A 22,024-nucleotide genomic window follows, 5' to 3' on the forward strand; every position below is an offset into this window, starting at 1 on the left:
ACTGTTAGTTTTCATCATCGGTAATTCCCTCTTCTTTTTCTTTCGCTATCCTGTTATTTTCTTTTTCCTCTTCTTCTTCAATTTTCTTCAGGTAAGCTTCATCGCCCATATTGCTGATGGCGTTGTCACCGGTCTGAGGCACGTCGCTGAACTCCGGAAGTGCAGATTCTACAGCACCCGGAAGCGGTTCCTGAGTATTTTCCTCTTCTTCTTCCACATCTTTATCCATTTCCACTTTCGCTATGGCAGCAATAGAATCGTTATTTTTGAGGTTGATGACCTTCACGCCCTGGGTGTTTCTTCCCATTACGCGCATTTCATCCATACCCATTCTGATGGCTACTCCAGATTTGTTGATGATCATCAATCCGTCTTCGTCAGTTACATTCTGAATGGCGATCAGATTACCTGTTTTCTCGGTGATATTCAAGGTAATTACCCCTTTTCCGCCACGGTTGGTAACACGGTAATCTTCTACCGCGGTACGTTTACCGTAACCTTTTTCTGAAACGACCAAAACAGTCTCATTCTGCACATCATTTACTACAATCATGCCAACAACTTCGTCGTTATCTTCAAGCGAAATACCACGTACACCGATCGATCCACGGCCTACTGCTCTGGCTTTTTCTTCAGGGAAACGGATACATTTTCCGTTTTTGGTCGCAATCATAATTTCGGAATTACCATTCGTTAATCTTGCCCCTAATAACTGGTCGTTATCACGTATTTCGATCGCGTTTACCCCATTGGTTCTCGGTCTTGAGTAAGCCTCGAGGGAAGTTTTCTTGATGGTTCCGTTCTTGGTAATCATCACCACATTCATCTGGTTCACATAATCTGTATCTTTCAGATCGTTTGTTCTGATGTATGCTTTAATTTTATCGTCTGGTTCTATATTAATTAAGTTCTGAACTGCTCTTCCTTTCGCTGTTTTGGAACCTTCAGGAATTTCGAAAACCCTGAGCCAGAAACATTTTCCTTTTTCGGTGAAGAAAAGCATGTACTGGTGATTGGTAGCAGCCACAATATATTCGAGGAAATCTTCGTCTCTTGTGGTTGCTGCGCGGTTTCCTACGCCGCCACGGCTCTGGATTTTATATTCTGAAAGCGAAGTTCTTTTGATATAACCCGCGTGCGAAATCGTAAGAACAACTTTTTCGTCCGGAATTAAGTCTTCAATCGACATTTCGCCGCCTGAATAATCGATTTCTGAACGTCTTTCGTCGCCGTACTTCTCTTTCATTTCAAGAAGTTCAGCTTTAATAATTTCGAATCTTCTGGACTCGTTTGCAAGAATGTCTTCGTAATCTTTAATCAAATTCATGATTTCTTCATACTCTGCACGGATCTTGTCGAGTTCCATTCCGGTTAACCTCGCCAGTCTGAGATCCAGAATGGCCTGTGCCTGAATTTCTGAAAGATCGAATTCTTTCATCAAACCTTCTTTCGCTTCAGCAGGATTCGCGCTGTGACGAATGATTGCAATCGCTTTATCGAGATCATCCTGGGTGCCGATTACCTTCATGAAACCTTCAAGAATATGAGCACGTTCTCTTGCTTTTCTAAGCTCGTACTCGGTTCTTCTGATCACGATTTCGTGACGGTGGTCTACAAAATGGTGAATGATGCTTTTCAGGTTAAGCTGCTCCGGTCTTCCTTTTACCAGCGCAATATTATTGACACTGAAAGAGGTCTGAAGCGAAGTATATTTATAAAGCATATTCAGAACTACGTTCGGAATTGCATCATTTTTAAGTTCGTAAACTATTCTAAGCCCCTGTCTGTCGGACTCATCACGGATTTCGTAGATTCCCGGGATCTTTTCTTCTTTTACCAATTCAGCAGTTCTGGCAATCATTTCTGCCTTGTTGACCTGGTAAGGAACTTCGGTTACAATAATAGCATTTCGGTTTCCAATTTCTTCGAAATTTACTTTCGCACGGAGAACGATGCGGCCTTTTCCGGTATGGAAGGCATCGCGAACGCCGTCGTAACCATAAATAATTCCGCCGGTAGGGAAATCCGGAGCGATGATGTGCTTCATGAGCTCATCAATCGTAATTTCGTTATTATCGATATAGGCAACGATTGCATCAATACTCTCTGCAAGGTTATGGGGCGCCATATTGGTCGCCATACCCACAGCGATACCTGAGGCACCGTTCACCAGAAGATTCGGGATTTTAGTAGGCATTACGGAAGGCTCCGTCAATGAATCATCAAAGTTATTCTGGAAATCTACGGTTTCTTTGTCGAGATCAGCCAAAACATCGTCCGCAATCTTTTTCAGTCTTGCTTCGGTATAACGCATTGCTGCCGGCGGATCCCCATCCATCGAACCGAAGTTACCCTGCCCATCAATCTGAGGATAGCGCAGACTCCACGGCTGGGCCATACGCACCATTGCATCATAAACAGAGGAATCGCCATGCGGGTGATATTTACCAAGAACATCACCGACAATTCTTGCAGATTTCAAATGTTTTCTGTTCGAAAAAACATTCAGATTGTACATTCCGTATAAAACTCTTCTGTGAACCGGCTTTAAGCCATCTCTTACATCGGGTAAAGCTCTGGAAACAATTACCGACATCGAATAATCGATATAAGAGGATTTCATTTCATCAACAATGTTGATAGGAATTAACCTTTCTCCTTCTTTATGCATAATATTTTTTAATAAAATGAAAATCAAGCACTTATGTTAATGCGTGATCATTCTTTTCTTTCTAATTTTAAGAACGTGCTAATTTACGAAAAATTTAGCGATTTTTGCGCTATAAATTTATCAACAAAACTTAAAAAAAACTTAAAAGCAATGAGCATTCTGAGCCTTACCTTTCACACGCCCGCCGTTCTTGTGGCATCATGGGATGAGTACATAAAAACCGATCTCGAAAATATGGTTGAAAACCTTATGGATGTTGAAAAATATATACTCTCTGAAGTAGAAAGTGATATGATCAGCGAAGGCAAAAACACAAACCTTCTGTTGATATTTGATGACATAGAAAAACGTCAGGAATTTATTGATATCGAATTTAAAAATATCACCGAACGTATTGAGGCAAAATTCGGGCAGGAAGTTATGATTTTTGAAACTTTTCTAAACCAGAAGAAAAACAGATTTTAACAACAGGATAACAAAAAAATATAGTTAAAGCAATTATGAGTAATTGATATTTAGAATGCTATAATATAATTACTTATTAATTTTTACTTCACGCAAATTCTATTTCAGCTGGTCACTAAATAACCTCCAGGAATTTCATTGTATCTACGTGATCTGCATAAGTATCGAGACCTGGATTCTGTGCTTCGCCCAAACCTATACTTTCGAATCCCAATTCCGGTTTTGCCACCACAGCCTGAATATTTTCTTCGTTGACTGCAATAAAATCACGAACATCGTCAAGAGTTGAATAACGGGAGAAATTAATAACCGAAAGCGGCGAAAAAAGTGCTTCATCCTCTTTCAGCATTACAAAATTATTGTCCCAGAAGTTCTCCTGGTTCAGCAGATAAACCGCCCGGTTATATTCGTAATTATTGGCGTATTTGTTATGATTAATGATTTCTTTAAACTTCAGGAAATTTTCAAAAATCCTGTCAATCACGAAATCATCTGGAATAAAAAGTCTCGTAACATTCCTGCATCCCAAGCCATAATAACGGAAGATATCTTCTGCCAGGAGCTGTAATTCCTCATCAGTTTCATCACCTTTCAGCACTGCTACCGACGTTCTGTTCTTTCTGATGATACTCAAGCTGTCTTTAAAATAATACTCCAGATATCGAGCGGTATTGTTGCTTCCTGTGGAAATTACAGCATCAAAACTCTCGAGTCTTTCCACTATTTCATACGGCACATTTCCGTTTGAAAATTCATTCCATTTATCCATTAAAAATGGCAGCATCCGCTTATCCTTAGATGAGAGTTTAATAATCGGAATGTGATTGCTTAAAACCACCGAAATCACATCATGAAAACCCACCATGGGAATGTTTCCGGCCAGGATTAAGCCAACTCTTTTTGGAAAGAGTGGAGCTTTATAATGCGATAGCCATTCGTTCAGGTTTACCTCATTTAATAAATCTGCCCATTGGTTTAAAGCAAACTTTTGGTTTTCAATTGTAAACCATGGATTTTCAATTTCGGATTTTCGTAACAAAGCAGCAAATTTTTCATCATCGCCGTTATAATCGTCTTCTTTTTTTACTGTGAAATTCTTGATGTACAGGCCTAATTCACAAAGTCCTGAAATTTTACTCTCTCTGCTCATCCTATTTAAATTCTGGATTTTTTAATAAATTGGGATATGATAATTTATGGATGACTTTCAAATTTTCACCTCTACACGTTTTATCAAACCGTTAATCGCAATATTTCTCTGGCATACACTAAGCCTGTAAATATCTCCTGCAAAGATAGTATTTGTAAAACTTTATTTGATATAATACCTTAGCTTAGTTTTTTCCTTATTTCAGGCCGAAGCAACCGTAATAAAATAACGGGCCGCATATTTCGCTTCAAATTAAATCTTAAGAACTAAAAAAGATGAACATGACTGAAATTATATTTTTTAGTATATTTTTAAACCTTTAATACTAGATTTTATTGAAGAAACTTAAATTTTAAATAAATTTAGTACATTTGTTTCCTAAATTTAAATTTATGAAATATCAGTTGATTAAGGATATTATAGATCTGGTAGAAGAATTTGAAGCTGAAAACGACAATAATGAAGATGTTTCTATGCATGCTTTTAGGGATTGGTTGGCTGCCAGCAATACCGTGGCAAAGAACGAAGAATTGCCCGGCTGGATTGGAAAGGAAAAAGGACGCAGCCCGGAAAGTGTGATTAACACGCTTCTTGTTCACCTGAACCGTTACGCCAAAAGCTATTCTAAATCAGCCATTTTCGGTTCGAGTTTCTCTACCCAGGAGGATTTCATCTATCTCATCAATCTGAAAGCGTTTGGCGAAATGTCGAAAATGGATTTAATTAAAAAAAATGTACATGAAAAACCGGTCGGGATGCAGATCATCAACAGGTTAATCGAACAGAATTGGGTAACCCAAAAAGATTCGCTGAAAGACAAAAGACAGAAAGTGATTTCCATTACCCAAAGCGGTATCAGCGCCTTAGAAATGCAGATGGATAAAATAAGGATGGCTACAGATATTGTATCGGGAAACTTAACCTCCAACGAAAAGATGGAATTAATAAGGCTTTTGAAAAAACTTAATCATTTTCATTTACCGATTTACGAAAAAAATATAGACTCCAAAAACCTGCTCAATGAAGCCTACGAACACCTTCACAGCAGCAGGGAAATGAATAAAATCAGTTCAAACTGATGAATTCAGGGTTTCTCAATCCGATGTACTAAATCACCGATAGAGGAAAAAAATAACTGTAGGCTGAGTCTGCAGTTATTTTTTTTTATTTCTGAAACTTTGTTTTTCCCTTTACGTTTAATATTGAAGTAAGCACTGAACATTTCGGGAATTAATTAAACTTTTTCCAGCATATGACCAAAGTAATTTCGTTTTTTACTGAGATAGCTTCGGTTCACTTCATTAGGTTGTATCTCCATGGGAAGTCTGTTACTCAGTTTAATGCCGCTTTTGTTCAGAGATTTAATTTTTTCAGGATTATTGGTAAGTAAATTTATTTCTTTTACGTTCAGTAGTTTCAGTATTTCAATCGCTACATCAAAATTTCTTCCGTCAGCGGGCAATCCCAGCATCAGGTTAGCTTCAACGGTATCATAACCCTTCTCCTGCAGCGAATACGCTTTAAGTTTATTGATAATCCCGATATTTCTGCCTTCCTGACGCAGATAAATTATCATTCCGCCATGTTCTGAAACAAACTTCATGGATTCGGTTAATTGCTGTCCACATTCGCATTTCTTTGAATGAAAAACTTCTCCCGTAATACATTCTGAATGAAAACGTACGTTTACGGTACGATTAAAATCTGTATTTTCTGCTACCCATACCAAATGCGGACTCCAGTCTTCTTCATGCTCCGAAAAAGCATACACTGTAAAATTTCCAAAATCTGTAGGAATGGTAGATTGTGCCTGAATCTGTATCACAATATTCTTTTTTAAAAATTATAGTACAAATATATACTTTTATATTAATAAAATAGTTTATTTTTGTACTATATTTTTTATAAATCAATGAAAATGAATAATCATACACCATTAACGCGGGATTTTATCTTCACGCAGTACAGTGACTATCTTCTAAATCATGGCGACCGGCCGAAAAATGTTTACCTGTTTGCCAAAGAAAACAATTTCGAGGAAAAGGATTTCTATCACTTTTTTTCAGGCTTTGAGCATGTAGAAAAAGAAATACTCAACCATTTTTTCCAGAAATCTGTAGCGTTGGTTACTGGGCAGGAAGAGCGGGTGTCTACAGCAAAAGAACAGTTGCTTAATCTCTATTTTGTTTTTTTTGAAAACCTTAGCATGAACCGCTCCATTGTATTAAAGATTTTAGGCGACAACAAACTACAGAGTCTAAAAATATTAGAAACCTTGCGCGGCAGCTTTATCGATTTCACCAACAGTTTAGATTTCGAAAACTGGGAAATGGCAGAAAAAGCGAGTGAAAAAATACGTAACCTCAATACAAAATCCAGACAGGCGGCTATGTGGCTGCACCTGATTTCTGTTTTAGAATTCTGGAAGATGGATCAGTCGCCGGATTTTGAAAAAACCGACATCTTCATTGAAAAAACCATTGACACAGGCCTTGAATTCCTCGATAACGAACCCTTAAGAAAAGCCATTGATCTGGGGAAATTTTTATGGAAAGAGAAATTTAAAATAAGGTAAAATGAAGACATTAGACAAAATACCTACAAGTAAATTAGAAAGAACCGGCAGCCTGTTAAAAGCAGGAGCAAAAGTAGGTGTAAATTACCTGAAGTATTATGGCAACAAAATAACAAAGGAAGAAGGTGAAGCCCGTAAAATCCTGCATCACGACAATGCGGAAGATATTTATGATTCCCTGAAAGAGTTAAAAGGTTCAGCGTTAAAAGTTGCCCAGATGCTGAGCATGGAAAAAAATATACTCCCGCTGGAATATGTGGAAAAATTCTCTTTGTCCCAGTTTTCTGTACCACCACTCTCGGCCGCGCTGGTAAAAAAAACCTTCAGAAAATACTTCGGTAAAAATCCTGAGGAAATTTATGATCATTTTTCTCCCGAATCCATAAATGCAGCAAGTATTGGTCAGGTGCATCAGGCAAGCTTGGGCGATAAAGTCCTGGCGGTGAAAATTCAGTATCCCGGCATACGCGAAAGTATTTCCAGCGATTTGAAAATGGTAAAACCCATGGCCATTAAAATGTTCAACATCAAAAAAGAGGGATCCGAAACTTACTTTAAGGAAGTAGAAGACAAACTTTACGAAGAAACCGATTATAACCTGGAATTAAACAGCAGCCTGGCGTTTGCCGATGAATGCAGTCATCTTCCGAACATCAGCTTCCCGAATTACTATCCGGAATTATCCTGCGAAAAAATCATTACAATGGATTGGATGCACGGCATTCATTTTTCTGATTTTACCAAAAAACATCACCATGATCAGGAGCTTAATTTGGTAGGTCAAACACTTTGGGATTTTTACATGTACCAGATGCACGTGCTGAAAAAAGTACATGCTGACCCACATCCCGGCAATTTTCTGGTGTCAGAAGACAATAAACTTCTGGTTATCGATTTTGGCTGCATCAAAGAAGTTCCGTTAGATTTTTACATCCCATACTTTGAGTTGGCAAAAAAAGAAAATTTAGACAAACCGGAGATTTTCATGGAAAAACTACACCAATTAGAAATCTTACGTGAAGAAGATTCAGCCCAGGAAACAGAGTTTTTCTCTAAACTATTCTACGAATTGCTGGAACTGTTTACAAGACCTTTTAATGAGGAGTATTTTGATTTTTCGGATGAAAATTTCTTCAGGGAAATAGCCGAATTAGGGCAGCGTTATGCAAAACTGAATGACATCAAGGGAATGAACACCAACCGTGGCTCTAAGCATTTTATTTATATCAACCGAACTTTTTTCGGTCTTTACAATATGATGCATGATCTTGGGTCTAAACATATCGAAATTAATAACTACAAAAAGTTTATTAAAGATTAGCAATTCCATCCGAATTACCTTCAAAAATATTTGAAACCCGCGGGCAGCCCTTTAACTGGTGCAAAGAGTGGAAACTGAAATTGTCTGCAAGCAGATTTACAGCAAAAAGCTTCTGTCTCTAAAAAGCATACCGTTTCATTATAAATATTATGACCAATGAAAAATTTAAGCATCGAACAGATCGACCGCATCATCCAGATGGCCTGGGAAGACCGGACTCCTTTTGAAGCCATAAAATATCAGTTTTCCCTCAGCGAATCCGAAGTGATACAGTTAATGCGTTTACAGTTAAAGTCATCAAGCTTCAAACTTTGGAGAAAACGCGTAAACTCCGGGATCAGTAAAAAACATCTGCTGAAGAGATCTGCTGAAATAAACCGTTTCAAATGCAGCAGGCAGCGCACCATAAGCCTGAACAAAATTTCAAAAAGAAGTAAAAATCTTAAATAATTAAAAGATGAAAAATATTGTAATCGTTGGTTGCGGAAAAGGAATAGGATTAGCTGCTGCAAAAATCTTATCGGAACAGCACCGGATTATTGGCATATCAAAAACAGAAAACGCTGAAATAAACCAGTTAAATATCGAATTCTATCCTTTGGATATCCTTTCTGGAAATCTGGATGATATTAATTTCCCTGAAACCATCGACGGCTTAATCTATGCTCCGGGAAGCATCAACCTAAAACCTATCAACCGACTTACAGAAGATGATTTCAGGAATGATTTTGAGATCAATGTGATTGGTGCGGTAAAAATAATTAAGAAAATTTTGCCTAACCTTAAAAAATCTGATCATGCTTCTGTTGTTCTGTTCAGTACGGTCGCTGCAAAACTTGGGATGCCTTTTCATGCTTCGGTGGCGGCAAGCAAAAGTGCGGTCGAGGGATTAACCAAGAGTCTTGCTGCAGAATTATCGTCACAAAAAATAAGTGTAAACGCTATAGCACCATCTTTAACCGATACTTCACTTGCGGCCCAGCTTCTGTCAACCCCCGAAAAACGGGAAGCGGCAGCCAAAAGACATCCTTTACAGGGAATTGGCACGGCGGAGGAGATGGCAGAAATGGCAGCTTTTTTAATCTCAGACAATGCCCGCTGGATTACCGGTCAAATTATAGGAATCGATGGCGGAATGGGTTCAGTAAAAATATAATATTCAGCTTTAAGCAGCCTGAAATTAGAAATATTTCAGCATCTATTGAAAGAAAACGTAAATGAACATCCATCTCAACAGTTTAGATATCCAACAGATTGAACATCGCAAAAGAACTGCTTTAATCAATTCCCTGAGTGGCTTCAAAAGTCTTAATTTAATAGGAACAGCAAGCCGGGAGCACGAAACCAATCTGGCCGTTTTTAACTCCGTGATACACCTAGGTGCCGATCCCGCCCTCATGGGTTTTATTTCCCGACCGCATTCTGTGGAGCGGCATACTATTGAAAATATACAACAGACAAAATTTTTCACAATTAACCATATAACACCAGATATTTTCGAAAAAGCCCATCAAACCTCGGCAAGATATCCAAGAGAACAATCAGAATTCGAAGCCGTGGGACTTACTGCGGTGTACAAAAATAATTTTGCAGCACCTTTCGTTAAAGAATCAAAAATCCAAATTGGTTTAGAATTGAAAGAAACGTTGGCAGTGAAAAGCAATGATACCTTTTTGATTATTGGAGAAATAAAGGATCTGTACTTTCCCGAAAACATCTGGCTGGAAGAGGGCGTACTTGATATCGAAAAGACAGAAACACTTACCGGTTCAGCACTTAACGGATATCACACCACGAAACTGATCAAACGCATGAAATATGCAAAACCTTGAAAAACACATTAGGACAGAAAATAAACCGAATTTCGCCTTCAACCAAACAATTTTTTGTACTTATTTTAACGCTTATTTTTATCACTTCTTAGAATTGCAGCCGCAGTTTAAACAAAGGTCTTCCGTTACGCAGCAATACAGAAACTGACGAATATTTTCCAACCTTAGCCATCGAAAATTAGTACTATGAGGCGAATTATTTGTATCTTTGCGGAAATTTAAAATTAAAGTAGCAATGGCTATCAGAATAACAGACGAATGTATTAATTGTGGTGCTTGTGAGCCGGAATGCCCCAATAACGCCATTTATGAAGGCGCGGTAGACTGGAAGGCTTCAGAAGGCACCGCACTGAAAGGAATGGTTGTTTTGAAATCCGGTTTAACGGTAGATGCAGATGCACCGCAGGAACCTGTAAGCGATGATGTATATTTTATCGTAACCGATAAATGTACAGAGTGTATCGGCTTCCACGAAGAGCCGCAGTGTGCGGCAGTTTGTCCGGTAGACTGCTGTATCCCGGATGAAGACCATGTAGAATCGGAGGAAAGCTTGCTCGAGAAAAAAGCTTTCTTACACGGAGAATAATATAATCCGCTCACTTTTTGTGGGCGTTTTTTTTTCTTAAATCTCTTAACTTTACGGAATTAAAAAAGAAATACGCAACTTTCGGATTTTCAAATACTAAAAACATGAGTAAAAAACACAATTTCAGCGCAGGTCCCTGCATATTGCCGCAGGAAGTTTTTCAGAAATCAGCAGAAGCCATCCTCGATTTCAACGGCATTGGACTCTCGATCCTCGAAATCTCACACCGGAGCAAAGATTTTGTTGCGGTGATGGATGAAGCCAGAGCAATCGTAAAAAGACTCATGAACCTGGGCGATGATTACGAAGTACTTTACCTTGGTGGGGGCGCAAGTTTACAGTTTTTAATGGTTCCATATAATCTCATGAGAGCCGAAAACGGCAAAGCCGCGTATCTGGATACCGGAACCTGGGCTGCAGGCGCGATTAAAGAAGCCAAAAATTTCGGAACCGTTGATATCGTAGGCTCTTCAAAGGAGCAAAAATATTCGTTCATTCCGAAAGATTATACCGTAGGAAGCGAATACGATTATTTCCACTGTACCTCCAACAATACCATTTACGGAACGCAGATGAAATCGTTCCCTAAGGTTGATACGCTTATGGTTTGTGATATGAGTTCAGATATTTTTTCCCGTGTGATCGACTATTCACAGTTTGACCTGATTTACGCCGGAGCACAGAAAAATATGGGACCTGCAGGCGTAACGCTTGTGGTGGTTAAAAAAAGTATTTTGGGTCATACCGGAAGAACTATTCCGTCGATCCTGAACTACCAGTGTCATATCGACAAAGAATCCATGTACAATACACCCCCTGTTTTTCCGGTGTACGCTACCCTGCTCACCTTACAGCATCTGGAAAAAAATGGCGGTATTGCCGCTGCTGAAGCCAGAAACGAAGCCAAAGCAAAACTCCTTTACGAAGAAATCGACAGCAATCCTTTATTTGAAACCTTCTGCCAGAAAGAAGACCGTTCCCTAATGAACGTATCGTTCCAGCTGTTAGACGAATCTAAAAAAGATGAGTTCGATGCTGCCTGGAAAGCTGCTGGAATCAGCGGATTGAATGGGCACAGGAGTTTAGGCGGTTACAGAGCCAGTCTTTACAATGCACTGCCGATCGAAAGTGTTCAGGTTTTGGTGGAGGTAATGAAAAATTTGAAATAATTACACAAACACACTTTGTATTTTACTTAGTTAATTTGAATAATATTTATGAAAGTTTTAGCCAACGACGGTATTTCAGAATCAGGTAAAAATGCTTTAGCAGAAGCCGGAATCGAATTGGTAGAAACCCGGGTTTCCCAGGAACATCTCATCAGTTTCATTAACGAAAATCACATTGATGTCCTATTGGTTCGAAGCGCAACAAAAGTGCGCGAAGATTTAATTGATGCCTGCCCCGGCCTGAAAATTGTAGGACGTGGCGGGGTGGGAATGGATAATATCGACGCCGAATATGCCATTGACAAAGGCCTTTATATCATCAATACTCCAAAAGCATCATCCCGGTCAGTCGCAGAAATGGTTTTTGCACACTTTTTTTCGCTGGCAAGATTCCTTCACGAATCCAACCGTCTGATGCCGCTGGAAGGCGAAACGCACTTTAAAGCGCTGAAGAAATCATTCTCGTCCGCGGTGGAACTTGAAGGAAAGACATTAGGAGTGATCGGTTTTGGCGGAATTGGCCAGGAAGTGGTAAAAATTGGAATTTCGTTGGGGATGAAAGCGAAAGTCCTTACCAGAAAACCGCGTACGGAAACCCTTTTCCTGGATTTCTTCGACGGGCAGACCGTAAATTTCGAAATCACTTCCACCACCAACCAGGAAGATTTTTTTAAAGAGGTAGATTTCCTGAGCATCAACACCCCAAAATCCGACGGATATATTATTGATACTCCACAGTTTGAAATGATGAAAGACGGAGTTTTCATAGTAAACACAGCACGTGGCGGAGTTTTAAATGAAGTTACCCTACTCCAGTTCATCGATTCCGGAAAAATTGCCGGTGCCGCACTGGATGTTTTTGAGAATGAGCCAACCCCGGAACTCCCACTTCTTATGAATCCCAATCTTTCGTTATCGCCGCATTTAGGCGGAAATACCATGGATGCGCAGGAAAAAATTGGAGCAGAACTTGCCGCTCAAATTATTGACATTAAAAATAAACTATAGAGATACGATGCCTATTTTTAAACCATTCCGGGGAATAAGACCGAGTGAAGATTACGTTGATATATTCCCAACCCATCCTTTAGACAATTTTTCGCAGGAAGAAATCACTAAAAAAGCACAGCAGGATTCATCTTATATTCAGATGATTAAACCTTATGTGGTAAGTAAATCTAAGGATATCGACAGAAATCTAAGGAAAATACGCACCAATTTCGAAGAACTTCTCGATGATAAAAAACTCGTTCAGGATAGCTCATCGTATTATCTTTATGAACAGTTTCTGCCCAATAAATCTGTTTTCCGCGGACTCCTGGGATTGGTGAGTGTTGATGATTTCCGGAACGGAAGGATTAAAAAACACGAATCTACCCTCACCCATAAAAAAGAAAAACTTGCCTATTATCTGGAAAAAGTAAACATTCAGGCTGAACCTGTTTTGCTTACCTATATGGCAAATCCTAAGGTAGAGCTGCTGATGAATCATGAGGAAAAAAATGTTCCGGTGCTCAATTATGTGGATGATAATGGAGTGCGACATAAAGTTTGGCGTATCGATAACCGCCTGAAAATGCTTCAGTTTAAAGAAGTGCTGGAGAAGATTGATTCTTTTTATATAGCAGACGGACACCACAGGATCGGCTCTGCCGCGCTGAATGCGGCCAACATGAAGAAGAAAAACAAAAAACATACAGGTACCGAACATTACAATTACGTTTTCAGTTTTATCGTTTCGAACCAGTCGATTAAAATCCATGATTATAACAGGATTTTAAATGATTTAAACGGACTGTCGGAAACAGAATTTCTTTCAAAAATTGAAGAAAATTTTCTGATTCATGAAAAAGGAGACACACCTTACTATCCTTCACAAAAATTCCATATCTCGATGTATTTGGGGGGCAAATTTTATTCGCTTCACGTAAAACACGATCTGCGCAAAAAGCAGAGCGAATTGAATGACCTGGATCATTTTCTTCTGGAAGAGTTTATCTTCAAGGATATTCTTGGTATTGAAGATCCGAAAACCACCGATAAAATCACCTATATAAAAGGAAATTCCGGGCTTGAAGGGATTAATAAGATCAAGGAAAAAGTAGATTCCGGAGAGTTTAAAGTCGGTTTCGGAATTTATCCGATAAGTTTTAATGATCTTCTGAAAGTATCGGATAAAAACATTAAGATGCCGCCAAAATGCACCTATATCGAGCCCAAACTGGTTACAGCACTGGTAATGTACGATATGAAACAATAAACTGATTATAAAGTAAAAAGGTTTAATTTGATGAAGTACAGCCGTGTATTAAACATTTTATTCAAATGGTTCTGCTGTGTTCATGAGCGGACTTTTATTTAACACCGGCGTTCGTTAACCATGAGAAAACCCGCATTTCACATCAGTGTTTTAAATTCCGTCAACGGTATCATCCGTATGCTTAGGTCTGAAAGAAATTTTCAGCTCGAAGTTCTGGCACTGCTGATCAACATTTTTCTAATCGTTTATCTGAAACTTTCACCGGAACACGCTGCTATTATCCTTTTGGTTTGTTTTGCAGTTTTAAGTGTAGAAATGCTGAATACCGCGATCGAAAAAATCTGCGATTTTGTACACCCCGAATTTAGTGAGCACATTGGTTTGATTAAAGATATTGCGGCGGGCGCAGTCTTACTTTTAGCTTTTGTTTCGGTAATTATCGCGCTCTTAATTTATCCCCAGTACATTTTTGTTTAGTTCGTAACTTTCAGCTGCAGTTTTGTATCCAATGGCGAAAATCTCGTTCATTCTGGTTATTTTAGTTTCGAACATATTATATTTCTGAAGGTCTGCCGGATTAATCAGCCAATCGCAATAAGTAATCTTGCCAAGCTCGGCCTGCGTCGTCATAATATCGTAGGCCCTGGCAGTAATATTAAAAAGATTTTTCAGACTGCTTTCTTCAATGGATTTCTGCTGGGAGAAATACACGCCAATATTTTTTCTGCTTACATATTTCAGCACATCTACAGGGAAATTATTTAAAATTCCGCCGTCGCTGTAAAGATGATTCCCAATTCTGTAAGGAGTTGCCACCATGGGCACCGCACAGGAGGCAATCACCGCATCCACCACTTTTACATTACCTCCGAAAACTTCAAGTTTTCCGGTGATGATATTGGTCGCAGTCACAAAAACCTTTTTATCAAGATCTTCGAGTTTGCGGTCTTCGAAGATGGGCTTCAGGTATTTCGCAAAAACATCAGACTGAATAAAGCCTCCCGGTTTACGGAACGCGAAATGATTCCATTTGAAAAAGTAAACTGATTTAAAAAAGGCTATAATCTCCTCCGGCGTTTTTCCCGCAGCATACATGGTTGCCACAATGGCTCCGGCACTGGTACCGGCAAGAACATCCGGCACGATATTCTTTTCACCAAGAAATTTAATGACTCCGGCATGGGCGATCCCCTTGGAACCGCCGCCACAAAGGGCTAAACCTAAATTATACATCTAACAAATTTTGACAGTCAAAAATAGAAAACATTCACGAAATTCTCCTTACAAATTAAAATAAAAAGCCATTCGCGGGAATGGCTTTCTTACTTGGTTTATTTTAAAAGAAATTCTTCCATAAAACGGATCACCGCAAGTCTTTGGAAATCCACATTTTCTTTTTTGCGGAAACCATGACCTTCATTTTTTGCTTCGAGATACCATACCGTGTTTCCCTGAGCTTTTAGTTTGTCGCGCATCTGCGTCGCTTCGGTTACCGGAACCCGGGGATCGTTGGTCCCCTGAATAATGAACATGGGTTTTTTAATTTTGTCGGTATTATTCAGTGGTGCAATTTTCGTGAAAAAGGCGCTCATCGCCGGATCACGCTCGTCACCGTACTCTACTCTTCTCAGGTCGCGGCGGTATTCCTCGGTATTTTTAAGAAAAGTATTAAAGTCGGAAATTCCAACAATATCCACCGAACATCTGATTTTATCGGCATACTCATAGGCGGTAGCCAGTGTCATAAATCCGCCGTAACTGCCGCCCATGATCATGATACGGTCTTTGTCGAGTTCGGGCTGTTTCGCAATCCAGTCGAGCAGAGCGCCGATATCTTTCACCGAATTCATTCTGTTGAATCCGTTGTCGCTTGCGATATAGGTTTTCCCAAAACCTGACGAGCCGCGCACATTGGGATAAATCAGAGCAACACCCATTTCATTCGTGTAATAATTGCCGGAACCCAAAGATGAAGCCATTGACTGCCCTTCCGGACCACCGTGAATATTGATCAGAACAGGTCTTTTACCTGTAAATTTCTTTGAAACCGGATAATAAAAACCGGTAATTTTCATCCCGTCGAAACTCTTCCATTCAATAAGTTTTGGTGCAGACATGTCGGTTTTCTGCATTTCTCCCTGTTCGCTGTCGGTCCATCTTTCGATTTTATTGGTAGCGAGATCCAGTCTGTAGATATCTGCAGAAGAATCGTAGGTAGACTGCGAAAAAAACAGGGATTTGCCATCATTCGTAAATTCAAAATTATTCACAAGACCTACAGGAAGCCCTTTTATTTCTGAATATTTCTTGGAATTGGCATCCATAAGGTACATTTTATTGAGTCCGCTTTCATTGGTTTCGAAAGCAATTTTCGATTTATCTTTAGAAAGCGTATAACCGGAAACTTCCCACGGAATATCAGTCGTAAAGTAACTGATTTTTTTGGTTTTCAGATTTAAAGAAGCTAAACGGTTGAACTCATTACCGCGGTCGGTTACATACCAGATTTCGTCGGCATTTTTACTGAATCTGGCATTTCCCTGGACGATCTGTTTTTCATTTCTGTCGGTAATGGGCTCCAGTTTTTGGGTTTCTGTATTGAAAAGATAGAGATACGATTCGTTTGCGGAAACATACTCGCCGACGAGAAGTTTCTTACCGTCATCGGAAATATCATTGATGCGCCAGCCACCGCCTTTTAGTTGCAGTACAGGTTTTGTATCTTCCGGTTTCAGCGGATTCATAAAATAGATATCGCGGTCGCCACCATTTCTTTTGGTGGAAGTGAAATAAAATCCGCTGCCGTCTTTCTTCCAGACCATGCCGCCGTTCTGTGATCTTCCGCCATCGGTAAGCAGTGTAGATTCCATCGTCTTTAAATCTAATCTGAAAAGCTGCCCGAATTCATTTCCACCAATGTCTTTGGAATAAACCAGATACTCGCCTTTTACAGGTTCATAATCAGCAGAATTCACCGGCTCTTCAAAAAAAGTAAGCTGCTTTCGGTTTCCCATAGGCTGGGAAATCTTGTGAAGCTGATTGGTAGATGCAAATCGGGTCACCATAATCAGTTCTTTTCCGTTGGGATGAATGGCGGTGAAATTGGCGCTCCGGCTTTCTGAATATTTCTTGATTTTTTCGCTGAGACTTTTCGGAATAGCGGGAATATTTTCTGCAATTAGGTTTTCATTTGGTACGATGGTTTGCGAAGTTGCCTGCGAAAACAGCACCGTTCCCGAAAAAAGAAAAACAGGTAAGATGTACTTATAATTCATGTGATTAATTTTTTTGTTAAGATATGAATTTTTGCAAACAAAAAAACCACAGAAAATCTGTGGTTTCATACAAGTTGTGTTGTAATTTTTAGATATGAATCACTTCACCGTAAGCCGCCGCCGCAGCTTCCATGATCGCTTCAGAAACGGTTGGGTGCGGGTGAATCGACTTGATGATTTCGTGGCCTGTAGTTTCCAGTTTTCTTGCGACAACTGCTTCTGCAATCATATCAGTAACGCCTTCGCCAATCATATGACAGCCAAGCCATTCGCCGTATTTCGCATCGAATATCACTTTGATGAAACCATCGGTATTTCCGTTCGCTGTGGCTTTTCCACTGGCAGAAAGCGGGAATTTACCTACTTTAATTTCGTAACCTTTTTCCTTAGCCTGTTTTTCAGTAAGTCCCACTGAAGCTACTTCCGGACTGCAGTAAGTACAACCAGGAATATTGCCATAATCGATTTTCTCTACGTGAAGTCCCTTGATTTTCTCCACACAGGTAATTCCTTCTGCAGAAGCTACGTGTGCCAAAGCCTGGGTCGGAAGAATATCACCAATTGCGTAATATCCCGGAACCGAAGTTTCGTACCAATCGTTGACCAGAACTCTTCCTTTGTCAGTTTGGATGTCCACTTCTTCAAATCCCTGTCCTTCAATATTCGCAGAAATTCCTACAGCAGAAAGTAAAATATCAGCTTCAAGCGTAATGTTTCCTGTCGCAGTTTTTACGTTTGCTTTTACGCCTGTGCCGCTGGTGTCAACACTTTCCACAGAAGCATTGGTCATAATATCAATTCCTGATTTTTTCAGGGATTTTTCCAGGTGTTTTGAAATTTCTTCATCTTCTACCGGAACAATGTTCGGCATGAATTCAACCACAGTAACTTTTGTCCCCATTGAATTGTAGAAATCTGCAAACTCAACCCCGATTGCACCTGAGCCTACTACAATCATAGATTTTGGCTGTGACGGTAGATTCAGTGCCTGTCGGTATCCGATTACTTTCACCCCATCCTGCGGAAGGTTCGGAAGTTCTCTTGACCTTGCGCCGGTCGCAATGATGATATGTTCACCGGAATATTCAGTAGTTTTTCCGTCTTTATCGGTTACAGCAACTTTTTTGCCTTTCTGAACTTTAGCGGTTCCCATGATGACATCGATTTTGTTTTTCTTCATCAGGAAAGAAATTCCGCCGCTCATTTTGGTCGCTACGCCTCTGCTTCGCTGGATTACTTTAGAAAAATCGAATCCTGGATTTTCAACCTTATTTAAGCCATACTCTTCAGCATGTTTTAAATAATTGAAAACGTGTGCCGATTTCAGGAGCGCTTTGGTGGGGATACAACCCCAGTTAAGGCAGATGCCGCCTAAATTTTCCTTTTCGATAATGGCGGTTTTAAAACCTAACTGTGCAGCTCTGATGGCCGTTACATATCCACCGGGACCACTTCCGATGACAATAATATCGTAGTTCATGTGCTAAAAAATTTAGTGCGAATTTACGTAAAATTTCTGAGTGTTTCAGGTCCTTACCGCACACAATTTCGATTAGTGAAGAAGCATCAGTTTTTAGCCAGCCATTCTTTTAACTCGGCGATTTCCGTGTTTTGGGTTTTTACAATATCCTTACAAAGCTGAAGGAGTTCTTTTTCTTTACCGTATTTAAGGTAAACCTTTGCCCTATCTACGGCGCTCTGATGATGCGGAATCATTTGCTGGGCGTAATCTTTATCGATATTGTTATGAATCTGAATGTTTTTATCCATCATGGCTGCCATAGACCGGTTAAGTTCCTGAACAAATTCTTTGCTGTCCGGAGATGCTTCCTTGCGGTCTTCAAATTTCTTCATCAGCTGCACCTCTTTGTTTTGAGCCTCGATGACCTTGCGTGCAAAGTTTTTTAATTCTTCATTCTTCCCTTTTTCCAGAAGCAATTCTGACATTTCTACGGCGCCATCGTGATGTTCAGTCATCATTTTGGAAAAATCTGCATCATTATTTCCGGTGATTTCGTTGCCATGCATTTCGTCCATCATTTCATCCATCAGAGCAAGCATTTCATTGCTTTTTTCGTTAATGCTTTCAGTTTTCTGGGGCTGTTCTGTAGCCGTATTACTTGTTTGGGTTTCTGTTTTGCTGCAGGAATCTGTTAAAAACGCGGCAAACAGTGGAATCAATAATTTTTTCATCATATTTAATTTTGAAGGATACATGCAAGAATAGTGTACAAAAAAAGCAAACCGAAGTCTGCTTTTTATATTTAAAGTTTTAACGCCTAAATTTTAGGAAATTTCGCCGGATTAATTTCGTGGAACATGGCATAAATCTTTTCAACCATATCATCAGCGCTTGGCTTGCTGAAATAATCGCCGTCACTCGCATAGGCCGGACGGTGATTTTCTGCACAAATGGTAACCGGATCTGAATCGAGGTATCTGAAAGCCTTTTGTTTTTCGAGGATTTGCTGCATAATAAATGCTGAAGTTCCGCCTTCCACATCTTCATCAATTACGACCAAACGGTTGGTTTTCTTTACACTTTCTGCGATTTCGTGGCTTAAATCGAAAGGAATTAAAGACTGAACATCGATCACTTCGGCAGAAATACCAATTTTTCCGAGTTCTTCAGCGGCTTCCATCACGATTCTCCAGGTTGATCCGTAGGTTACTAAAGTAACATCTTTACCTTCTTTAGTGACTTCAATTTTCCCGACAGGAACAGTGAATTCTCCTAAGTTATCAGGCTGTTTTTCTTTAAGTCGGTAACCGTTCAGACATTCTACAATCACAGCCGGCTCGTCGCTCTGCAGCATGGTATTATAAAATCCTGCGGCTTTGGTTAAATTTCTTGGAACGAGCACCAGAATACCTTTGGAAAGATTGATGATTCCTGCCATCGGTGATCCCGAATGCCAAACACCCTCGAGTCTGTGACCACGGGTTCTGATGATCACCGGAGCTTTCTGTCCGCCTTTCGTGCGGTACTGAACCGTAGCAAGATCATCGCTCATCCCCTGAAGACAGTACAGAATATAATCCAGATATTGGATTTCTGCAATCGGTCTTAAACCGCGCATTGCCAATCCAATTCCCTGACCGAGAATGGTAGCTTCACGGATTCCGGTATCGGCTACGCGAAGTTCGCCATATTTTTCCTGAAGTCCTTCCAGGCCCTGGTTTACATCGCCAATATTTCCTGCATCTTCACCAAACACTAAGGTTTCAGGATATTTTGAGAAAATTTTATCGAAGTTGTTTCTCACGACAACTCTTCCGTCAACGGTCTCTGAAGTTTCGGAAAAAACCGGCGAAATTTCTTTTACATTCGTTGATTTCCATTCGGACTGTGAATATAAATGGGAAGAATAATTATCTTTTTCAACTGCAAACATTTCCTGATATTTCTGCTGAAGCGCATCTCTTTCAGCAGACTGACTGCCTCTGGTGAGTAAAAGTGATTTTCTAACCAAATGGAAAATATCTCTCTTCGCTACCGAAATTATTTTGCCGAATTTTTCAAGTTCAGCAGAAATCTCAGTATTTTGGGATTCCAGTTGGTGAACTAATCCAAGCGCCTCTTCTTTTAACGCTAAAATTGGTCTCTGGTAATTGTCCCAGGCTTTTTTCTGACCAGCCTTTACAATCCTTTTGGCTTCTTCGTTGATAAGATCAAGTTCTTCAGCGGTTGCCAACTGTTCTTCTTTACCTTCAATTTCAATGGAATAATTCAGAATCCATTCTCTGAATTTAGTTAACCCGTCGAATTCCCCTTCCCACTTCAGACGGTCTTCATTTTTATATCGTTCGTGCGATCCTGATGTAGAGTGTCCCTGAGGCTGTGTTACTTCCACCACATGCACCACCACCGGAACACTTTCCGTTCTGGCGAAATGCTCTGCCCGTGCATAAGCATCCAGAAGCGATGGGTAATCCCATGCTTTCACCTGAATGATTTCGCAACCCTGATGCTGTCCTTCAGTTCTCTGGAAACCTGAAAGCATTTCAGCGATATCTGCTTTAGCACGCTGATTCTGTGTTGGCACCGAAATTCCGTAGCCGTCGTCCCAAATAGAAACAATCATCGGAACCTGAAGTGCACAGGCTGCATTGAGCGTTTCCCAGAAGTGACCTTCCGCAGTAGAAGCATCACCAATGGTTCCGAAAGCAACTTCATTCCCTTCGTTGGAAAACTTTTCGGATCCTTCAAATTTTACTGACTTATACACCTTGGAAGCCATTGCTAAACCTAAAAGTCTTGGCATTTGTCCTGCAGTAGGCGAAATATCTGAAGAGATGTTTTTTTGCTGCATTAAATTCTTCCAGCTGCCATCTTCATTTAAACTTCTGGTGGCGTAGTGACCGTTCATCTGGCGTCCTGCTGAAGCCGGCTCGCGTTCGATACTGGTATCTGCATAAAGCTGGGCGAAAAAACTTTCAACGCTTACCGCATCAATGGCCATAGCAAAAGTCTGGTCGCGGTAGTAACCTGAGCGGAAATCTCCGTTTCTGAAGACTTTAGCCATTGCCAGCTGGGGAAGCTCTTTACCGTCACCAAAAATACCGAATTTGGCTTTACCGGTTAAAACCTCGCGTCTTCCTAAATAAGACATTTCGCGGGAGATTCTTCCTAGTTTATAATCTTCTAAAATCTGGTTTTTAAAATCCTGAAAAGAAATCTGTTGGGTTTCTATATAGGTCGCTTCCATAAATAAAGGGG

At 40.0% G+C, this 22,024-nt stretch carries 20 protein-coding genes; 12 read left to right on the top strand and 8 right to left on the bottom strand.

All coding sequences use genetic code 11. From position 1 onward, the window contains the following. Positions 1 to 4: 4 nt before the first annotated feature. Positions 5 to 2,671, bottom strand: coding sequence for a DNA gyrase subunit A (gene gyrA, locus OK344_RS09760; protein ID WP_265144616.1), 2,667 nt, complete (start codon positions 2,669 to 2,671; stop codon positions 5 to 7). A gap of 150 nt (positions 2,672 to 2,821) precedes the next feature. Here gyrA and OK344_RS09765 point away from each other — a divergent pair, with 150 nt between their 5' ends. Next, positions 2,822 to 3,136, top strand: coding sequence for a DUF4286 family protein (locus OK344_RS09765; protein ID WP_265144617.1), 315 nt, complete (start codon positions 2,822 to 2,824; stop codon positions 3,134 to 3,136). 115 nt (positions 3,137 to 3,251) lie between these two features. Here OK344_RS09765 and OK344_RS09770 read toward each other — a convergent pair whose 3' ends face one another. After that, on the bottom strand, positions 3,252 to 4,286 hold the full coding sequence (locus OK344_RS09770; RefSeq protein ID WP_265144618.1) for an aldehyde dehydrogenase family protein: 1,035 nt from the start codon (positions 4,284 to 4,286) through the stop codon (positions 3,252 to 3,254). A gap of 392 nt (positions 4,287 to 4,678) precedes the next feature. Here OK344_RS09770 and OK344_RS09775 point away from each other — a divergent pair, with 392 nt between their 5' ends. Beyond that, positions 4,679 to 5,365, top strand: a complete 687-nt coding sequence (locus OK344_RS09775; protein ID WP_265144619.1) for a MarR family winged helix-turn-helix transcriptional regulator — start codon at positions 4,679 to 4,681, stop codon at positions 5,363 to 5,365. 155 nt (positions 5,366 to 5,520) lie between these two features. Here the strand turns inward: OK344_RS09775 and ribA are convergent, their stop codons facing one another. Further along, positions 5,521 to 6,111: a GTP cyclohydrolase II gene (gene ribA / locus OK344_RS09780; protein WP_265144620.1), complete on the bottom strand. Its 591-nt coding sequence runs from the start codon at positions 6,109 to 6,111 to the stop codon at positions 5,521 to 5,523. Positions 6,112 to 6,204: 93 nt separating this feature from the next. On the opposite strand from ribA, the gene OK344_RS09785 reads away from it, so the two are divergent. The 10 genes from OK344_RS09785 (at position 6,205) to OK344_RS09830 (ending at position 14,506) form a co-directional block, all read left to right on the top strand. Further along, on the top strand, positions 6,205 to 6,861 hold the full coding sequence (locus OK344_RS09785; protein WP_265144621.1) for a TetR family transcriptional regulator C-terminal domain-containing protein: 657 nt from the start codon (positions 6,205 to 6,207) through the stop codon (positions 6,859 to 6,861). Between the two features lies 1 nt (position 6,862). Beyond that, positions 6,863 to 8,182 (top strand): ABC1 kinase family protein, encoded by a 1,320-nt coding sequence (locus OK344_RS09790; RefSeq protein ID WP_265144622.1) that lies wholly within the window; start codon positions 6,863 to 6,865, stop codon positions 8,180 to 8,182. Between the two features lie 156 nt (positions 8,183 to 8,338). Continuing rightward, positions 8,339 to 8,632: a TIGR03643 family protein gene (locus OK344_RS09795; RefSeq protein WP_265144623.1), complete on the top strand. Its 294-nt coding sequence runs from the start codon at positions 8,339 to 8,341 to the stop codon at positions 8,630 to 8,632. 7 nt (positions 8,633 to 8,639) lie between these two features. Further along, complete coding sequence (locus tag OK344_RS09800) at positions 8,640 to 9,338, top strand: SDR family NAD(P)-dependent oxidoreductase (protein WP_265144624.1); 699 nt, start codon at positions 8,640 to 8,642, stop codon at positions 9,336 to 9,338. 61 nt (positions 9,339 to 9,399) lie between these two features. Further along, positions 9,400 to 10,014 (top strand): flavin reductase family protein, encoded by a 615-nt coding sequence (locus tag OK344_RS09805; RefSeq protein WP_265144625.1) that lies wholly within the window; start codon positions 9,400 to 9,402, stop codon positions 10,012 to 10,014. Between the two features lie 235 nt (positions 10,015 to 10,249). Continuing rightward, on the top strand, positions 10,250 to 10,600 hold the full coding sequence (locus tag OK344_RS09810; RefSeq protein WP_088469000.1) for a 4Fe-4S binding protein: 351 nt from the start codon (positions 10,250 to 10,252) through the stop codon (positions 10,598 to 10,600). Between the two features lie 104 nt (positions 10,601 to 10,704). After that, complete coding sequence (gene serC, locus OK344_RS09815) at positions 10,705 to 11,769, top strand: 3-phosphoserine/phosphohydroxythreonine transaminase (protein ID WP_265144626.1); 1,065 nt, start codon at positions 10,705 to 10,707, stop codon at positions 11,767 to 11,769. A gap of 48 nt (positions 11,770 to 11,817) precedes the next feature. After that, positions 11,818 to 12,777 (top strand): D-2-hydroxyacid dehydrogenase, encoded by a 960-nt coding sequence (locus OK344_RS09820; protein WP_265144627.1) that lies wholly within the window; start codon positions 11,818 to 11,820, stop codon positions 12,775 to 12,777. Between the two features lie 7 nt (positions 12,778 to 12,784). Further along, positions 12,785 to 14,029, top strand: a complete 1,245-nt coding sequence (locus OK344_RS09825) for a DUF1015 domain-containing protein (protein WP_265144628.1) — start codon at positions 12,785 to 12,787, stop codon at positions 14,027 to 14,029. A 120-nt stretch (positions 14,030 to 14,149) separates the two neighbouring features. Continuing rightward, positions 14,150 to 14,506 carry a diacylglycerol kinase family protein gene (locus OK344_RS09830; RefSeq protein WP_265144629.1) on the top strand — a complete coding sequence of 119 codons (357 nt, stop codon included), beginning with the start codon at positions 14,150 to 14,152 and terminating at the stop codon, positions 14,504 to 14,506. On the opposite strand, the gene OK344_RS09835 is transcribed toward OK344_RS09830, so the two are convergent. The 5 genes from OK344_RS09835 to OK344_RS09855 form a co-directional block, all read right to left on the bottom strand. Beyond that, the gene (locus tag OK344_RS09835) at positions 14,477 to 15,262 is read right to left on the bottom strand and encodes a patatin-like phospholipase family protein (RefSeq protein WP_265144630.1); all 786 of its coding nucleotides are present in this window, start codon (positions 15,260 to 15,262) and stop codon (positions 14,477 to 14,479) included. The two genes, OK344_RS09830 and OK344_RS09835, sit on opposite strands and share 30 nt — an antisense overlap. A 98-nt stretch (positions 15,263 to 15,360) precedes the next feature. Next, on the bottom strand, positions 15,361 to 17,304 hold the full coding sequence (locus OK344_RS09840; protein WP_265144631.1) for a S9 family peptidase: 1,944 nt from the start codon (positions 17,302 to 17,304) through the stop codon (positions 15,361 to 15,363). Positions 17,305 to 17,392: 88 nt separating this feature from the next. Further along, entirely contained in the window at positions 17,393 to 18,784 is a 1,392-nt protein-coding gene (lpdA, locus tag OK344_RS09845; RefSeq protein WP_265144632.1) for a dihydrolipoyl dehydrogenase, read from the bottom strand. Between the two features lie 86 nt (positions 18,785 to 18,870). Next, complete coding sequence (locus tag OK344_RS09850) at positions 18,871 to 19,500, bottom strand: DUF305 domain-containing protein (RefSeq protein ID WP_265144633.1); 630 nt, start codon at positions 19,498 to 19,500, stop codon at positions 18,871 to 18,873. 83 nt (positions 19,501 to 19,583) lie between these two features. Continuing rightward, positions 19,584 to 22,013 carry an alpha-ketoacid dehydrogenase subunit alpha/beta gene (locus OK344_RS09855; protein ID WP_265144634.1) on the bottom strand — a complete coding sequence of 810 codons (2,430 nt, stop codon included), beginning with the start codon at positions 22,011 to 22,013 and terminating at the stop codon, positions 19,584 to 19,586. Positions 22,014 to 22,024 lie beyond the last annotated feature (11 nt).

Source organism: Kaistella yananensis, from assembly GCF_026107505.2.
In the GTDB taxonomy this organism is placed as follows: domain Bacteria; phylum Bacteroidota; class Bacteroidia; order Flavobacteriales; family Weeksellaceae; genus Kaistella; species Kaistella yananensis.

What these genes read in the sequence shown, in the direction of transcription:
- gyrA (WP_265144616.1), bottom strand. Translation starts at nt 2,671, where the DNA reads ATGCATAAAGAAGGAGAAAGGTTAATTCCTATCAACATTGTTGATGAA.
- OK344_RS09765 (WP_265144617.1), top strand. Translation starts at nt 2,822, where the DNA reads ATGAGCATTCTGAGCCTTACCTTTCACACGCCCGCCGTTCTTGTGGCA.
- OK344_RS09770 (WP_265144618.1), bottom strand. Translation starts at nt 4,286, where the DNA reads ATGAGCAGAGAGAGTAAAATTTCAGGACTTTGTGAATTAGGCCTGTAC.
- OK344_RS09775 (WP_265144619.1), top strand. Translation starts at nt 4,679, where the DNA reads ATGAAATATCAGTTGATTAAGGATATTATAGATCTGGTAGAAGAATTT.
- OK344_RS09785 (WP_265144621.1), top strand. Translation starts at nt 6,205, where the DNA reads ATGAATAATCATACACCATTAACGCGGGATTTTATCTTCACGCAGTAC.
- OK344_RS09790 (WP_265144622.1), top strand. Translation starts at nt 6,863, where the DNA reads ATGAAGACATTAGACAAAATACCTACAAGTAAATTAGAAAGAACCGGC.
- OK344_RS09795 (WP_265144623.1), top strand. Translation starts at nt 8,339, where the DNA reads ATGAAAAATTTAAGCATCGAACAGATCGACCGCATCATCCAGATGGCC.
- OK344_RS09800 (WP_265144624.1), top strand. Translation starts at nt 8,640, where the DNA reads ATGAAAAATATTGTAATCGTTGGTTGCGGAAAAGGAATAGGATTAGCT.
- OK344_RS09805 (WP_265144625.1), top strand. Translation starts at nt 9,400, where the DNA reads ATGAACATCCATCTCAACAGTTTAGATATCCAACAGATTGAACATCGC.
- OK344_RS09810 (WP_088469000.1), top strand. Translation starts at nt 10,250, where the DNA reads ATGGCTATCAGAATAACAGACGAATGTATTAATTGTGGTGCTTGTGAG.
- serC (WP_265144626.1), top strand. Translation starts at nt 10,705, where the DNA reads ATGAGTAAAAAACACAATTTCAGCGCAGGTCCCTGCATATTGCCGCAG.
- OK344_RS09820 (WP_265144627.1), top strand. Translation starts at nt 11,818, where the DNA reads ATGAAAGTTTTAGCCAACGACGGTATTTCAGAATCAGGTAAAAATGCT.
- OK344_RS09825 (WP_265144628.1), top strand. Translation starts at nt 12,785, where the DNA reads ATGCCTATTTTTAAACCATTCCGGGGAATAAGACCGAGTGAAGATTAC.
- OK344_RS09830 (WP_265144629.1), top strand. Translation starts at nt 14,150, where the DNA reads ATGAGAAAACCCGCATTTCACATCAGTGTTTTAAATTCCGTCAACGGT.
- OK344_RS09835 (WP_265144630.1), bottom strand. Translation starts at nt 15,262, where the DNA reads ATGTATAATTTAGGTTTAGCCCTTTGTGGCGGCGGTTCCAAGGGGATC.
- OK344_RS09840 (WP_265144631.1), bottom strand. Translation starts at nt 17,304, where the DNA reads ATGAATTATAAGTACATCTTACCTGTTTTTCTTTTTTCGGGAACGGTG.
- lpdA (WP_265144632.1), bottom strand. Translation starts at nt 18,784, where the DNA reads ATGAACTACGATATTATTGTCATCGGAAGTGGTCCCGGTGGATATGTA.
- OK344_RS09850 (WP_265144633.1), bottom strand. Translation starts at nt 19,500, where the DNA reads ATGATGAAAAAATTATTGATTCCACTGTTTGCCGCGTTTTTAACAGAT.
- OK344_RS09855 (WP_265144634.1), bottom strand. Translation starts at nt 22,013, where the DNA reads ATGGAAGCGACCTATATAGAAACCCAACAGATTTCTTTTCAGGATTTT.